This window comes from Enterobacter sp. 03-F-07-AD-ECC, assembly GCF_047530935.1.
GTDB classification, from domain to species: Bacteria; Pseudomonadota; Gammaproteobacteria; order Enterobacterales; family Enterobacteriaceae; genus Enterobacter; species Enterobacter cloacae.
Window position 1 is genome coordinate 24,072 of record NZ_JBLKBZ010000003.1, and the last position, 14,079, is coordinate 38,150.

A 14,079-nucleotide genomic window follows, 5' to 3' on the forward strand; every position below is an offset into this window, starting at 1 on the left:
AGTACCTGAGAGATCACGACAAAAGCGACAGAACGGTTACCGGTCCGTCAGATTAGGGCGCTCACGTCCCTGAAGGAGTTTATCGTGGGGAGCACTGAATCCGTCAATCACACTGACTCCAGCGGGCCACCAGACTGACGGCCTCATATGACAAGTATTGCAAGCGGAAGTCAGCATTAAGGTATCCATACCGGCTAAGGAATAAAGTTAAAAATATGAGTAAAAAAATGCTTGAAAGATGCAAGGAGACGTACCGATTTCTCAGATCGGTAGATGCGCTTTATCATTGGATCGGGCTCGGTAGTCTGGTTGTATTGCTGTCCAAGGTGGCGGTTCTGAACAGTATACCAGCGCCGCTGCATTTTATGTCTGCAATCAGTCCGGTGGTGGAAGGCATTCTTGGCTCGGTAATCGCCAGCTACATTTTTTATATGTTCTGTATTCACCCGCCAGTGTTTGCAGAAAAAAAAACCAGTGCGGCTTTTGTTAATTTTATACTGACACGGATAAAAAAAGGGTTCGACGAACATTTGCGCAATGTGTCCTCCACGCTGAGCTATGACTCAACCGAACAAGATTTTTATGCGGCATTTACGGGTATCAATCCCTTTGCACGTAACGCACCTTTACTCCTTCAGGCACACCCAAAGCTGATATATGCAGACTGGTTCGAGTTTTTTCAAAACCATAATGTGCATATAAAGAAAGAAATCTCGCGCCTGCTGGATTCGCGGCTAACCTTGGATATAGAGACAATCTACATTCTGAATCTGATTAACGATTGCAGCTGGTTCATGATTACCGAAAAGCTGGCTGGACTGAAAGGGCAGATGACAAATGGACATAACCCTTTTGTAAATCCAAACCAGCCAGAAATTTCTTGCTGCTCAAGTATGTATAAGTTGAAGGAGTTTATCAGAAGCCTTCAACCTGCAATCGATGCTACGGATAAACTGGTAGGTAGAATCTGAAAGATAGGTTGACATGTCCCCTATACGGCCCATATAGCGCTTAATAATTTGCGTGTATAGGGGATTTTTAGTAGCTTATTTATTAGACGAAATCAGGAGTCGTTACTATGAGCGAGGACGGTTTCAATAAAGATGACCTGAGCAGCACCTTTGCGCGCTTCACTACAAAACGCCGTAATATCGTTAGTGATGAGTCAAAGTTAAAGCGGAAAAAACCTGAGTCGGTAAAACTTTCGAGTGCAACACAAGAAATTGGTAGTGTGATTTCATCTGTGCTCGCCTCTACCTCTAAAGCGGATGTCACTAAAGACAAACAGGACCAATATAAATCTCCTATCCGTTACAGCTGGGAGAAAAAAGGTATTAACGGTGGTTCTAACAATTTTTAATCTTATGAAGCGATGGCATAACCACCGCTTCATAAAGCCATCAGTTACCCTTTACTTAATCCTGATTTAATCCCGCCTGAAGCTGCATCAATCGCCATTCCCTGAGCTTTTTTACCTGCTTCCGAACCAGCATCCATAGGCATTTTAGAAGCATCGCTAAAGTTGTTAGCCATATTGCCAATTCGAACTCCTGCCCAACTGAGCATACCAACCCAGAACATTGGAAAGACCAGGTACATCATCCCCAATACCAGGTTCATAATCCATCCATCAGCCGTTGAGCTAAAGAAAGCCGCAAAAGGCACTGAGCTGTTTGCAATCCCCTGCTCAGCCATATTGTCATAAAGGATGGTGATCAATCTGTCATCAAGCCAGCCTGCCAGTTCCCACCAGAACGTAATGAACTGAAGAGCAAATAACGCGAATGAGATAGTAAAAATGGTTTTCGGATCGTAGGCGCTGAACATCATTAACGCAGGAATGACCGTAATTATCATCATCAGCAATAATGCCTGGATCATCGGCAGCGCCTGCTTCATTGCATCAAAACCTGGTAACGCTTCGGCCTGTTTCAGTCCAAGACCAATAGACGAGGTAAGGCGTGTAAGATTACCGACTACTCCGGAAGTTGTGTCGCTACTGCCAACAGCATAAGTGGTACCTGCGCCGGACAGATCTGCGTTGCGTGGACTGACCAGCCAGCGTAACGCGATTTCTTCCCACTGCTGTCCGGGGAACTGGCGTTGCATCTCCTTACGTGTGTTATCACTAAAGCTGGCCAGAACTCGTTTGCGAAGCCCGGAAGTACCATCAGACCACCACGTCTTACATGTTGGGTATCCACCTGCGCCGGTATCTGGATAACCACTGTCCCGGCTAATGTTGTAAGGCCACTGGCTACGTGGCGTCATAGCCGTGTAGTAATCATAATATCCGGAAGTATTCAGGAAGTAGCTGCTACCTATCCAGCCCACAGAGTTGATGGTGGCATCACTGAGCTGGCTGTTGCTGTTTTTCAGTTTGAAATATGCTCTCGAGTAACATTGATCTGCAAATTCCTGGACCTCCTGCAGCAACACAGGATCACGCAGCTTCGTGTTCTGAATGTCAAAACGCATCTGTCGCAAATTCGTACCGCATGGGATTGACGCAATCATTGCCTGCGTTGTGCCCTTCGACATCATATGCAGGAGATACCACCATACTGGAACCTCGGCCGTACGACCGTCAAAATCATTAACGAGTCCCTTGTAGCCCGAATTCTGTGGCGTCGGCACACTGACACCGCACTGTTTAGCGCGTGAACTGTCGAACTTGATCGTGCTGATATCAACCGGCAACAGCGGAATGCAGCAAAAGAGCATCACAAGATAAGACACATACAATGCATGCTCGATTCGCGGAAGGGCAAGAAGCCCTTTGTTCCCCTCGTCAGCCCCCTCCTCCCTCACTTTCAGCCAGACGCCAAGAACCCTGACCACTAGTGGCAATGCAAAAAGGCCCGTATTGCTGAGAATGCTCCACATAGCATTGTTCATTACCCAGCCAAAGAGAACGAGAAAATATTCCAGAAAACTGTTTGCGGTCATCGTCCTCTCCTTACACAGCACTTGTCCAGGCCACATATTCCGTGGCTACCAGGAACAACACCCCCATCAGTTCCATACGCACAAGACGCGGACGTCCGTCCGGCCAGCGGATTAATGCCTGTGGGCGTACCTTCAGTATCCAGGCGGTAATAAGGCAGCCATAAAGAACCAGTCGCCAGGCAAACAGTCCCCATCGGCTGTCATGCAACCAGCCCCGTGTGATGTGGCCATCAGGGTCGTAAGCCATAAATACCGCTGAGATAGCAAACATGCTGGCCGTCATCAACAGAATGAGCAGCACCATAAGGAGAATGCGGCCAATATGGCCGCTGAACGGGTAAAGTCTCATATCAGTTTGCTCCGGAAGACTGAGACTGGCCCATCTGGCTGAAGCCCTGGTCCTCGTTACCGGCTTTCTGCTGCAGACGGTTATCCTGATTCCTTGTTCCCTGCCGTTCCAGTGCCGTAAGCAGACTGTTATTGCTGATAGATTTGCGTAACTCCATCTCATTACGCAGCGCCGTCAGCTCGCGATCGAGGGCATCGATGCGGCGATCACCCTCGGCAATAGCTTCCGGCTGCTCTGCAGCATTAGGTTCGGATTCACCGGTGGTGAGCATCCTGCGCATTGTTAGCGCGGTTTCAACGGTATCGGACATCGCCAGTTCGCCGGCAAGCCGTTGAACCAGGGCCGCTTTGTCTGGATCGTCACGTAATGCCTGAATTACCCCGCGGGTGACAACCAGACTGCCGGTTTTCAGTGCGGAAAGGTTATCAGTGGTGGGCTGCAGTTCACCACTAACCAGCTTACTAAGCTGCTCCAGATTCTCTTTCGTGGCATCCTCAAGGATGGGAGAAAAGCCAGTACCAGCGACAGCACTGCCCGGCTGGTTATCGGTTCCACCACTGGTACATTCACTGGTTTCCCGGCAAGTCCTGATGGAGCGATCACCAAGCACTTTAACAACGGCCGCTGCGGCCTCTTCAGAAGATTTATAACGTTGGCATGCGGTACCATTGCAGCTCGAGGAGCCGACGCTGCTGTTACTGGTCACTGGCAAATTATTCATCATGTTATAACCAGCTTTGGCCAGATCCCGAGTGGGTTGAATTGCGGGCTGCCCCTTACCTCCCCTTTTCTGCCCACCGACCCACGTCACGCCTTCCTCTCCAGTTGCTTTTTGCAGTTTCTGGTCGCTGGAAACCGCATCGCCACCACTTGTGGCCACAATATCTTTGTACTCTTCAGAGACGGCTACCTGCTGCCATTTATTGCCAATGGTATAATCAGCCAGCTTCTTCGACATACTCTGACAGTTCAACATCGCTTTATCAAAGCTCAAACCGGCCTGCAGAACGCCATTGGTGAGCATTTCATACAGCCCGGGGTTTGCGCGCTGAATAGCCATTGCCGGCATACTCATGACAGCACCGGTCGCCCCCTGAATCACATTCCCCATCAAATCCTTAAACCCGCTGGTAATACCATTCAGCTGGTTGCCAACGGTTGTTTTGATGTCGAAATTGCCACACATCAGATCACTGCTAAGGCCACCATTAATGCCTATCCTGGACATATTGTTACGACTGGGCGGGGGTGAAATAACCGAACCGCCACCAATAGAATAAAAGAGCCCATCGCTGATAGCGTTACCGCTAACTGACGCCCCCGATGAAGACAAAGAGATATCAGCTGCCATTGCCGGCAGCGAGGCAAAAATCAGTAAAAGTCCTGCTTTTTTCATGTTCTGAACCTTTATGAGAAATCGGTGCTGGAAAGGAACGTCTGGCCGCGACGTTTGCAGCAGCTGTACGGTTGCCACAATGCCCAGGCATAGTTACCGTCCTGGGCAATCTGACCATTGGTGTCGGGAAACACTGCACAGGTCTGGGACAACTGAGGCGAAAGTCGCTGCCATTTGTGGTTTTTCGTGCCGGTATTTTCTTTTACCGGCTCGGGTGGCCAGTAACCCGGGGACTTCTGTCCCGTAAGGGGGTTGTAGACGTGGAGCTGGCCGGAGCGGGTAATGACGTCAGCGACACGCTGAACTACAACCGCTGCTGATTTGTAACTGTCTGTCTGGGTGACAAACCCGCTACGTGGATAAACGTTCCCCCACATATTGCCGGATGTGGTTTCCCCGATTTCTCGTTGCCCGGGGATGAGTGCTTCGGGATAAAGGGTCTCCGGGACACCCGTTCGCCAGACCAGAGCATCCAGTGAGCTGTTGAAATATGGCATGAAAGGAGTGGCAGCACTGTCGCATGAATAGCCCGGCACCATACCGCCAATGACTTTCGTTGCTGGATGGCCATAGGCGTCGCCGTAATAGAAATGCAGGTTCTGCTTACGTTCCCCGGGAGCTTTCATCTCCTGACGACCGCCCCCCGTACTCACGCCCGTCACACTTTCCAGCAGAGAACCTTCAGCACCGCTGGCGGCGTTACTAACTGTGGACATTTCGGTCCAGGGGTTATCTCCGGGGTTGAGGTAAGCCGATACCACAGCCTCCGGAATGAAATGTGTCACTTTTACCGAGGTTTTCACCGTGCAACCAAATGGGGTACACAATAACCAGTAGCAGATACCACTGACACGCCAGCTGATACAGTCTGTACTTGCCGCGCTGGCCAGAAGATTCGCTGTATTGACGCTGGCCATGGTGCCGGAACAAACCAGCAATGTGGCGATCGCCAGTCGACGTGGGCGGAAGGAGAAAGATTTCATCGGTTCTTCTCCTTCCAGGCAGTGAGCTGACGGGTTGCCTCGTTGACATCAGTCGTACCGTAGACAACAAAGACGTCATCAAAAACCACAGCCGGGTATTTTTCCAGGCCGAGGGACCAGGCATGAGTGACACCCGCATAAGCTTCCGCCAGTTGTTGTTGCTGCTGCCGGAAATTCGGGGAAGAGATCACTGCCCGGGCACGTTGTTCTGCAAGAACGGGATCGGCAGATAACTGACCGAAAATGTCCGCCTGTGCACGTTCGGGCGCATCGAGCTCAACAACGGAGACATCCGGACCAGGATTTGCTGCTATGGCATGAGAGGAGTCGGTATATATCACTGTGCCGGCACTGGCACCGACGGAAAGGAACAGTGCTGCCAGGCAGCAAAATGGCATTTTCATGAAAAACACTCCCTGAGTGTGAAAAACCTATTCAGGGTGCGTTCTCTTTAAGGAGGGGTCAGTAATTAATTCTGACGTGAAAAATGATAATTAATCTTGCCCTGGTAATTCATCATCTGTACGTCAGCATAAATCTCAGATCGCTGGAAATGTCATTTTTTAAATGCAGGAACTTTAATACACGCGGGCTCTTTGCCGCCCGCACCCGCAGCCTCCCCCCTTACCAGACAGCGGAAAACACACCGCTGTCTGGCAAGGTCGGAGGGTTATAAGTCACATCCGGTGTCACAGGTCACCCTGTCGATTTCCTTAAGAACCCAGAGCATATCGGTTGCATCGGGTACACAGATATTCCATCGGATACCCGACCGGTACTCTTGTTCTGCTGGCCAGAGTGTATTGCCGGTAACAGTTATCAGGATATCCAGGGTTTTCTCATGCACGTCGCTGAGGTGGACTGCAACGCAGCTGCGCCGGCCAACCCGGTGAGGATAGACCGACAGCAATACAGGCTGCTCCAGTCTCTTAACGATCTCCCCTTGCAGATGCTTAATCGACTCACTGTCAGCCACACCGACTGAGGCAGAACCCTGTGGCGGAACGGTAAAAATAACAGAGGCAATAAATGCCTTGTCCGGTACAACGATCGGCGTCGCCATAATCAGTTTTTTCATATTGTCCCCTGAATAGTACCAATGCCACGTTTCTCATCGAGGCGGCGCGCAACGTGAAATGCGGCCTCAAGCTCCGAGCAATTTAATTCATTCATAATGGCCCGTCTTTCGGCTTTTTCCTCTTTTTCAGTCATTCCCAGCGCCAGGTACAAACTGGGGGGGACCGCACGAAACAACGCCTGTACCTTACGGGACAAAATAACTCCCTCTGTGTATTTTCTCGGAAGTTTTGTCGCGGACAACAGCATCGCCTTCTGCTCTTCTGTGAGCGTCTTAAATCGCGCTATTTGTTCAACTTCATCAGGTGGCATAACGAGGCAGATCCACCACTCCGCCATATTGAGCATTTTTTTCGCAGTGTCAGGGAAATCCTCCAGGTTCTGTGTGAACAACCACAGCCATGATCCGAGCTTACGCCACATTTTGACAATTTTGGTTGCATACGGGCCCAACAGCGGGTTAGCAGTTACAATATGCGCTTCGTCGATTGGCACAATGATATCCCGATCGCTGAACTGTTCCCTTTCTGCGATGTTGTTAATCGTATTAAGCAGCGAGATGACAGCAACGGCCATCTGAGCTTCATAGCCTTCACGCGCCAGCGTACCTAAATCAACAATAGTCACGTCTGCCTCTGGCCATTGCGCGCCTGGACGGTTAAACAACTCCCCTTCAAAACCTTCGGTAAACATGCGTAATGCTTCTGCCATCTCTTCAGCTCGCGCACGTCGCGCTGGCGTGCGTTTCTCGCGGCCGTCTTCTCCCATGCTGACATCGCGGGCAATGTTCTCAAGCGAGAACATTAAATCTTCCGGTAGCATCTGGCGGTTTTCCTCAAACGCTTTACGAGCCGCAATGAGTATCGCCTCACGAATCATACCGCGGTCGGCGCGTGTCATTCGCTCCTCTTCTGCTGCTTCACCACCGGTGATCATCAACCGCGCTGCAATCTCCATTTCACCCAGAATGTCACGTTCTTCGTCCTTGTCCTCATCATCTTCATCAATGTCAGGGAGGGCCTCTTCGCTTGTCACTAACGTCTCAGGTTTCGCCTGCATGAGCAGATGTGAATCGCCAAACGGAGCAAGTGAAATAACCTTACCAGGCTTGATACTGACACGGTGCACTGAGAGCCCCAGCGAATTACAGTAATCTCCAAACAGACCGAAGCTGTTACCCGCTTCCAGCAAAAATATACGGGGGCGGTAGATTGCCACCATCTGAGCCAGTTTATCGAGCGCAGTGGCAGATTTACCGGCACCTGTCGGCCCGAAAAGCAGCAGGTGCGCATTCTGGGTACGGTCATTTTTATTAAGTGGATCTACGGACAGGGGGCCACCACCACGATTCCAGAACGTAAGCCCCGGGTGACCAGTACCGGTGTCACGACCATAAATAGGGGCGAGACATGCAAAATGCTGTACAAACATAAGGCGCGTGTACCAGTTGTGTTTATCCATTTGAGGGTTAAAGCACATGGGTAACGCACGCATATAACTGCTGAGAGGGCCAATATCGTGTTCTGGATTTATCGGTTCCATCCCACAGTTCAGCAATTTACTGCTGAGATCAAGATACCGTTTATCGAGTGTTTCCTTGTCCTGAGCCTTGATAAGCAGTGTGATGGCCGCACGGTAAAGCTTGTGTTTGTTTCCCAGGAAATTACGCGCTGTAGCAGCGTCTTCACGAGCACGCAGGGAATCAACATTCTCCCCCATTGAATTGCGGCTCAGGCTCGCAAAACTTTCTTCAAGTTTGTCCTGAGGCTGAACCACCAGGGTCATGGCCAGAACTGTCCCTTCCGGAAGCAGATCCATAATGGCATTCACGTTATCACCACGTTTTACCTCCCCCGTCAGATGACCGGTGGAAGGTGCAGTACGCAGGCGGGCAACCGGAACAGCTTTATGTGCCACATCATCAAACCACCACACACCGCTTTCGGCATCACTTCGCGGGCGGGTAAACCAGAGGCTTTCGCTGAAATCATTCAGAAGAGGCAGATCGCCCGGTGCATGATCGGAGTGTTTTGCGCAACGATACAATGTTTTCTTATCGACCCACGCCGGCGCCGGGTTGAACCAGCGCAACAGCCAACTATGGATTTGCTCGCCGTTCTGCTTTTCGCACCGGATACCGGCACCGCTCAGAGCTGCAGTCAGGCGATCGCAGACCTGTTTCAGCAGCACCTCCGGTGGCATGGGGTCACGATACGGCGTCTCAACCCAACGGTAAACCACCATGCGCGTTCTGCGAATTTGCCCTCTCCAGGCGGCCCCTGTGACAGCCTCGTCTACAAAAAGCCCCTGTTCCACCGCCACATTTTCTAGGTGGCGCTCCTGTTCAGCCAGCCAGGCTTTCGTGAATGCAGTTCCCTGAGCTCTTGGCCTGACATAGCCTCTGATAGTATCCATATAAGTAGAGAGATCAGAGTCATCCTGGCAGAAAAACTGTACCACCCATTGGTGATCATCCAGTTCAGGGAGACTGTCCTGTAGGGCGTTCTCAGCGATATTGCAGATCTCGTCCAGACGTGTTTCCGGGCGCCCTTCAGTGCCCACAGGAATAATCTCATACACGGCCCCGACAGATACACCATCGTCAAGCAGAATGCATTCATGCTCTGGCAAATACTCGCCCCAGGGAACATGATCGATAATGGAAGGTGCCGTGGAATACAGACGCGCTTCATCTGAATGAGTCAGCTGCCCTTCCCGGGTAAGCGGTTCATACCCACTGACGGAAAACGGACCGTTACCGTACTGATGAGCATCCTGAGATGCTCGACGTCGGCTAAATAGAGGGAAAGCCATCAGAGATCCTCCGTTCGCTCACCAGGCAACGCATACTGTACCTGGCTGTAGAAAGGAAAGACGGTGCTGTAGCCTGGAACCGGCGTGTTCCCGCCAGCCAGATGCGGGAAAACATACATGACCATGTCAGGATTTGGCAGACGCGGAAACGTCTGCTGAATTTCATTTTCCTGGGTGCGGCTGTAGCTGTTACTGACCTGCTGATTGATCTCACGTTCGCTGTCTGTAACTGGCCGGCGAAGTGTTGTTCTGCTCTCGTTGGTAGCATGAGTTGCCGATGCACCATCGTTCCATAATTCAAGCATGGTGCTGTCGCCAGGCGGCAACATCTCCTCTTTTGACGTACTGCAACCCGAGAGGGCAAGCGGTACAACAACCAACATAATGGTGGCCAGATGATTAAAACTGAGCAACATGCACCTCCGCTTCATCCGAATCACTGATGACAGCTGACAGACGAATCACTCGCCCATCAGGCAGCTGCATCTGCATTCCATTACCCTCGCTCAGAAGCTTTTTTCCGACAGCGAGCAGGGCCTGTTCGGTGACTTCATGCCTGTTACCTTCCCATTTGCCATTATCACGCCTGACAAAACCGGCAAAGAGACGGCCACCCAGTGGTGTATAGTCCACCCGATATTCGAGGTTTTTATTGTTCTGCATCTTTATCCCCATCAGTCCATGCCCGTGCTGCTACCAGCGAGGCTGAAATCGTCATATTTCACCTTGCGGCCTTTTTCTTCATAATCAATCGCCAGCTGACGAGTGATATGTAAAGCCACTTTCTGTCCAGGCGGTACATAGATCGCGTCAAACGTCTGACCATATCGCGCTTTAACCCAGTCAACGGTCTCACGCATACCGCCTGATAACGCCTTACCCAACACTGCCTGACCGGCATCCCCCGTCAGCGTTGACGTCACACCACCATAGCCATTGGTCTGGCTGGTATTCTGGTTTTCGGCCACGGCATCACCAGCTGCGCTGGCAGCTGCAAGTGCGGCAATGGTTGGCAGATAAGTAGAAGCGTTTGATTTTCGGGTACCCGAAATGCATGGAATGCCGTTGTCATCTGACAACCAGCCAATACTGCTGTTATTCCCACCCTGGCTGTTCTGATTACCACCATTACTGCCTTGCCCCTCAGGTGAAGGAAGCGTACGAACAGTGCCATCAGTAAAAACAAAAGTGATGCTGGTTATGGCGCCACGCACGCAGGAAAGCGTCCAGTCCCCCGTAGCGGTTCCCGAAACGATCGCCCCCTGTACATCAGGCAATTCAATGCCATTTGCCGTCAGGTTGTCTTTTCCGATCATCACTTTGAACGGGTAAGGGTCAGTCACCTTGCCATCAATGGGAATACGTCCCAACAGCGCGGTCATGGCCCGACTACCCACAAGCGTGGAGTTTTCCGGAAGGGTGTAAACAGGGGCGGCATTTTTTTCAGATCCGGGAATGTTGTTCTGTACCGTTGTACTTACTGCTGACGTAGCCTGCCTGGCTGCATCACCTGCAGCGCCAAAGGAGGTGGCAAAAGAAAAACCAGTCGCGTTATTACTGTTTTTATCTGAGACCGGTCGACCGTTCGCATCCGTGGCAATACCATCTTTCGGCTCAACCCATTGCAACCCGTTTCCATCTGTTTGAGATATATTTCCCGCGCCTCCGGTCAGACCATTGTCATAACCCAGTCCCACAGGAATATCGCTGCCTGCAGCGTTACCTTTATTTCCTGCCGTTAAGCCGGAGGACCCATTTTTGAGTTGATCAAGAAGTTGGTTCACCTGCGAGCTCAGATCAGTAACCTGAGAACTCAGTTGTGCACGTTTTTGGGCCTCTTCGGAACGAACTTGCCCCACAGCCTGGCTGATTTGCTGGTCAACATTGGTGCTATTTTTTTTTAGCTCCTTATTTTCATCAACAAGTGTTTTATTATCGCTTTCAAGGCTGTCAAGCCGCCCCTGAACCTTACGATAACTACCTACCAGGGTACGCAAAGTATCCTGCGCGGTGTCACCTTCCACACCCAGCGCTTTGAGATCTTCTGGTGTAAGGTCCTTCAGGACGACATTAGAGGTTTTCTGGCCTGCTTCATTTTTATCGTTTTTATCTGTACAGGATTTAACCCCAATCATGATGGCGCCCACCACTACGACGGGAACAGCAATTTTCACAAGCAGGTTTGAAGCAGGCTTTTTCATTTATGTGCTCCTCGGTTACTCCGCTTACTCTCCTTTCCTTCAGATTCGGGTAAACGCTGTTCAGCAATAAAGGCACTTTCGGGACGTCCTGCAGTAACCAGATATAGAACTGTCGTGTCTTCCGGTGTACCGGCACGCCCCAGCCAACGGTGCTGGAAAGTCGCAGTAGTAAACTGACCTTGCAGCGAACGAGGATCAAGGATGACCTTTACTGCTGCTCGGTTACGCACCTGCAGCGCAATTACACTGCTGCCCTGCAGACTCCAGGCAGACATCGGCGTGACGCTGACGGACTCAGTGGGCATAAGTGTGGTGATCCGGGGGGGAAGCTTCAGTGAAACCGGACTTACTCCCGGTACGGGCTCTACCGTTCTCAACGGTCCATACATGTTCTGTGCGGCATAACGAGTCAGGACAACGGGCAGCGGCGCATTGAGTTTTGCGGGCCTCCGGCTTTCTGCATTTGCCTCTGCCGACGAGTGACGGCCGGCACTGTCCCCATCACTGCTGACCGTCTGTTTATCGGTCGCCGAAGCGGTAGCCACTTCTCCGTCGTAGACAATTTTGACAGGTTCCCGCGTGGTTTTACCGGGGGCAGCAGAAACATCAAGTAGAAGTATTTCCCCGTTTTCCTTGTTCTGAAGCTCCAGTCTCGTCACCGGAAAGGCTTCTTTCGCATCAAGATAAACTACACCTCCGGAGCTTTGAATACGCAGCTTGTCGTTGAGTGCGGGCGGAAACCCCACTCGCACGTTTTTGTTTACAAAAACGATTCGCTCCTGCCCTACAGTCAGGGGAATCTGCAACGGTATCCGTTCCCATTTCATAAGCTCAACAGCACGAGCTCCGGCTGAGACCAGTACCAGGGTCAGCAGGATCACTGAGAATTTTTTCAATTGAATGCTCCCGACTTTTGTTCTGGCTCAGGCAAGGAGATCGCCTCAAGTCTTTGTGGCGCGCTGTCATAGCAGTCCAGTGCCAGTCCAAACGGATTTCGCTCTGGGTCGCCTTCCCAGCGAACCACTTTCATTGGATAACGCGCCAGGGCACGCTTAACGGGTTCGGTATGGAAATATTCGTCAGCTACCAGGTCCAGCCGTACCACCCAATGATCTTCATCAATGATGGTCACGCTGCGGTTGCTGTAACCACGACGGGGGATTTCGTATACCACGCGTACACGATCGCGCAGCTCGTCATTATTCTTGCGCATCTCGGCGTCCTTATTGAGAAAATCCTGACAGGACGGCGTCAAATACGGGCTCATTTGGGCAATTTTGGCTGTGTAGTCAGCTTCCCCATTTTTCGGCCAGGAATTCAGTTGCTGAAAAATGTAAAAAGCAAAACTGTAAACCGTAGATGGCGGGACCTCCCACCATTTTCGGGTGCTGCCGGAACGCAGGTCGGGTGGGTTGTGAATTGTCAGTTCCGAGGGCGCTCGCATCCATCCCAGACTGGTGACGAACAGCCCCAGAGCCAGCAAAACACAAGCGATACGTAGCGAAATAATATGATTATCGCGGGCGGTTATACCGTTACGAAAACGACTCATACTTTCCCTCCGCGCATCAACGGAACAGGTTTCGTTCGTTTAAGTTCCCACGCCCTGCTATCCAGAATCATGGTTCGGGACATACGTGCACGGCAGCGCAATTCCTCCAGACGTTGCCAGATATAATTTTCTGGCTTACCGCGCTTGTAGCTGGCAATCCAGTTGCCGCCAAAAAAAATAACCAACAGCGGCATCAGCAGCATGCACGTCGGAAAAGCCAGCCATCCAACAAAAGGAACCAGAGCTAACGGTATTGCCAGAGGGATACCGGCAATAACACCGATGACGGCCGCCAGCACAAACTCCCCGGATGTGAACCCTTTCCAGACCACGGGGGGGTTGTTCAGTCTGTCAGGGAGGAAATCAATGACGGCCATATGGGCTCCTTACAGGATATCTGAAGCTTTAGTTGCGAGGTAAATAACCAAAAGGATGAGGATGATGCCGACAACCAGATAGACCAGGAACTGAGTCCATTCCCCCTTACCACGACGGATATCGTGAAATGCGGTAATCACGGCATGCGCTACGGCAAAAAAAGCACCGACACATACGAGAAGCCCTATCGCAAGTGCCCCCATTTTGATGTAGCCCATAACGGTGTTGTAGGTTCCGCCACCGCCTCCAGATGTTGGCTGTTCAACAACTGGCAAGTCTGCCATAGCCTGATTTGCAGTTAAGAGACCGGTAAGCAACAAATATCCCGCACGGGAATAGGCAGAACGAAAATGCCTGAAGAAAGTGAATTTCATTGAGTC

Annotated in this window: 16 protein-coding genes; 2 read left to right on the top strand and 14 right to left on the bottom strand. The window is 51.2% G+C overall.

Annotation, left to right across the window (positions count from 1 at the left end; translation table 11 throughout):
* Window positions 1–215: 215 nt before the first annotated feature.
* A complete protein-coding gene (locus tag ACMWKA_RS05225) occupies window positions 216–971 on the top strand; it encodes a hypothetical protein (RefSeq protein ID WP_152043864.1) in 756 nt (251 codons plus the stop codon).
* A gap of 107 nt (window positions 972–1,078) precedes the next feature.
* Window positions 1,079–1,360, top strand: a complete 282-nt coding sequence (locus ACMWKA_RS05230; protein WP_152043863.1) for a hypothetical protein — start codon at window positions 1,079–1,081, stop codon at window positions 1,358–1,360.
* A gap of 44 nt (window positions 1,361–1,404) precedes the next feature.
* Here ACMWKA_RS05230 and ACMWKA_RS05235 read toward each other — a convergent pair whose 3' ends face one another.
* The 14 genes from ACMWKA_RS05235 to ACMWKA_RS05300 all read right to left on the bottom strand — a co-directional run bounded on the left by ACMWKA_RS05235 (window position 1,405) and on the right by ACMWKA_RS05300 (window position 14,073).
* A complete protein-coding gene (locus tag ACMWKA_RS05235) occupies window positions 1,405–2,949 on the bottom strand; it encodes a conjugal transfer protein TraG N-terminal domain-containing protein (protein ID WP_152043862.1) in 1,545 nt (514 codons plus the stop codon).
* 10 nt (window positions 2,950–2,959) lie between these two features.
* Window positions 2,960–3,298 (bottom strand): hypothetical protein, encoded by a 339-nt coding sequence (locus ACMWKA_RS05240; RefSeq protein WP_152043861.1) that lies wholly within the window; start codon window positions 3,296–3,298, stop codon window positions 2,960–2,962.
* 1 nt (window position 3,299) lies between these two features.
* Window positions 3,300–4,694, bottom strand: coding sequence for an integrating conjugative element protein (locus ACMWKA_RS05245; protein WP_000709002.1), 1,395 nt, complete (start codon window positions 4,692–4,694; stop codon window positions 3,300–3,302).
* A gap of 11 nt (window positions 4,695–4,705) precedes the next feature.
* The gene (locus ACMWKA_RS05250) at window positions 4,706–5,677 is read right to left on the bottom strand and encodes a TIGR03756 family integrating conjugative element protein (protein ID WP_064373805.1); all 972 of its coding nucleotides are present in this window, start codon (window positions 5,675–5,677) and stop codon (window positions 4,706–4,708) included.
* The gene (locus ACMWKA_RS05255; RefSeq protein WP_105633371.1) at window positions 5,674–6,081 is read right to left on the bottom strand and encodes a TIGR03757 family integrating conjugative element protein; all 408 of its coding nucleotides are present in this window, start codon (window positions 6,079–6,081) and stop codon (window positions 5,674–5,676) included. The genes ACMWKA_RS05250 and ACMWKA_RS05255 overlap by 4 nt, the downstream gene beginning before the upstream one ends.
* Before the next feature lie 266 nt (window positions 6,082–6,347).
* Window positions 6,348–6,755, bottom strand: a complete 408-nt coding sequence (locus ACMWKA_RS05260; RefSeq protein ID WP_032676588.1) for a hypothetical protein — start codon at window positions 6,753–6,755, stop codon at window positions 6,348–6,350.
* Window positions 6,752–9,568 carry a conjugative transfer ATPase gene (locus ACMWKA_RS05265; protein WP_152043860.1) on the bottom strand — a complete coding sequence of 939 codons (2,817 nt, stop codon included), beginning with the start codon at window positions 9,566–9,568 and terminating at the stop codon, window positions 6,752–6,754. The genes ACMWKA_RS05260 and ACMWKA_RS05265 overlap by 4 nt, the downstream gene beginning before the upstream one ends.
* Window positions 9,568–9,984 (bottom strand): TIGR03751 family conjugal transfer lipoprotein, encoded by a 417-nt coding sequence (locus tag ACMWKA_RS05270; protein WP_000926982.1) that lies wholly within the window; start codon window positions 9,982–9,984, stop codon window positions 9,568–9,570. Before ACMWKA_RS05270 ends, ACMWKA_RS05265 begins: the two co-directional genes overlap by 1 nt.
* Window positions 9,968–10,231, bottom strand: coding sequence for a hypothetical protein (locus ACMWKA_RS05275; RefSeq protein ID WP_223195103.1), 264 nt, complete (start codon window positions 10,229–10,231; stop codon window positions 9,968–9,970). Before ACMWKA_RS05275 ends, ACMWKA_RS05270 begins: the two co-directional genes overlap by 17 nt.
* Before the next feature lie 11 nt (window positions 10,232–10,242).
* Window positions 10,243–11,769: a TIGR03752 family integrating conjugative element protein gene (locus ACMWKA_RS05280; protein WP_152043859.1), complete on the bottom strand. Its 1,527-nt coding sequence runs from the start codon at window positions 11,767–11,769 to the stop codon at window positions 10,243–10,245.
* A complete protein-coding gene (locus ACMWKA_RS05285; RefSeq protein ID WP_152043858.1) occupies window positions 11,766–12,665 on the bottom strand; it encodes a TIGR03749 family integrating conjugative element protein in 900 nt (299 codons plus the stop codon). The genes ACMWKA_RS05280 and ACMWKA_RS05285 overlap by 4 nt, the downstream gene beginning before the upstream one ends.
* Window positions 12,662–13,321 carry a PFL_4703 family integrating conjugative element protein gene (locus tag ACMWKA_RS05290; RefSeq protein ID WP_000086096.1) on the bottom strand — a complete coding sequence of 220 codons (660 nt, stop codon included), beginning with the start codon at window positions 13,319–13,321 and terminating at the stop codon, window positions 12,662–12,664. Before ACMWKA_RS05290 ends, ACMWKA_RS05285 begins: the two co-directional genes overlap by 4 nt.
* The gene (locus ACMWKA_RS05295; protein WP_000268263.1) at window positions 13,318–13,698 is read right to left on the bottom strand and encodes a TIGR03750 family conjugal transfer protein; all 381 of its coding nucleotides are present in this window, start codon (window positions 13,696–13,698) and stop codon (window positions 13,318–13,320) included. The genes ACMWKA_RS05290 and ACMWKA_RS05295 overlap by 4 nt, the downstream gene beginning before the upstream one ends.
* Window positions 13,699–13,707: 9 nt before the next feature.
* Window positions 13,708–14,073, bottom strand: a complete 366-nt coding sequence (locus tag ACMWKA_RS05300; protein WP_152043857.1) for a TIGR03745 family integrating conjugative element membrane protein — start codon at window positions 14,071–14,073, stop codon at window positions 13,708–13,710.
* Window positions 14,074–14,079: the final 6 nt, after the last annotated feature.

Coding starts and splice junctions, on each gene's coding strand:
- ACMWKA_RS05270 (WP_000926982.1), bottom strand. CDS start 9,984: ATGTTGCTCAGTTTTAATCATCTGGCCACCATTATGTTGGTTGTTGTA.
- ACMWKA_RS05300 (WP_152043857.1), bottom strand. CDS start 14,073: ATGAAATTCACTTTCTTCAGGCATTTTCGTTCTGCCTATTCCCGTGCG.
- ACMWKA_RS05255 (WP_105633371.1), bottom strand. CDS start 6,081: ATGAAAATGCCATTTTGCTGCCTGGCAGCACTGTTCCTTTCCGTCGGT.
- ACMWKA_RS05280 (WP_152043859.1), bottom strand. CDS start 11,769: ATGAAAAAGCCTGCTTCAAACCTGCTTGTGAAAATTGCTGTTCCCGTC.
- ACMWKA_RS05250 (WP_064373805.1), bottom strand. CDS start 5,677: ATGAAATCTTTCTCCTTCCGCCCACGTCGACTGGCGATCGCCACATTG.
- ACMWKA_RS05230 (WP_152043863.1), top strand. CDS start 1,079: ATGAGCGAGGACGGTTTCAATAAAGATGACCTGAGCAGCACCTTTGCG.
- ACMWKA_RS05225 (WP_152043864.1), top strand. CDS start 216: ATGAGTAAAAAAATGCTTGAAAGATGCAAGGAGACGTACCGATTTCTC.
- ACMWKA_RS05235 (WP_152043862.1), bottom strand. CDS start 2,949: ATGACCGCAAACAGTTTTCTGGAATATTTTCTCGTTCTCTTTGGCTGG.
- ACMWKA_RS05260 (WP_032676588.1), bottom strand. CDS start 6,755: ATGAAAAAACTGATTATGGCGACGCCGATCGTTGTACCGGACAAGGCA.
- ACMWKA_RS05240 (WP_152043861.1), bottom strand. CDS start 3,298: ATGAGACTTTACCCGTTCAGCGGCCATATTGGCCGCATTCTCCTTATG.
- ACMWKA_RS05245 (WP_000709002.1), bottom strand. CDS start 4,694: ATGAAAAAAGCAGGACTTTTACTGATTTTTGCCTCGCTGCCGGCAATG.
- ACMWKA_RS05275 (WP_223195103.1), bottom strand. CDS start 10,231: ATGCAGAACAATAAAAACCTCGAATATCGGGTGGACTATACACCACTG.
- ACMWKA_RS05290 (WP_000086096.1), bottom strand. CDS start 13,321: ATGAGTCGTTTTCGTAACGGTATAACCGCCCGCGATAATCATATTATT.
- ACMWKA_RS05265 (WP_152043860.1), bottom strand. CDS start 9,568: ATGGCTTTCCCTCTATTTAGCCGACGTCGAGCATCTCAGGATGCTCAT.
- ACMWKA_RS05295 (WP_000268263.1), bottom strand. CDS start 13,698: ATGGCCGTCATTGATTTCCTCCCTGACAGACTGAACAACCCCCCCGTG.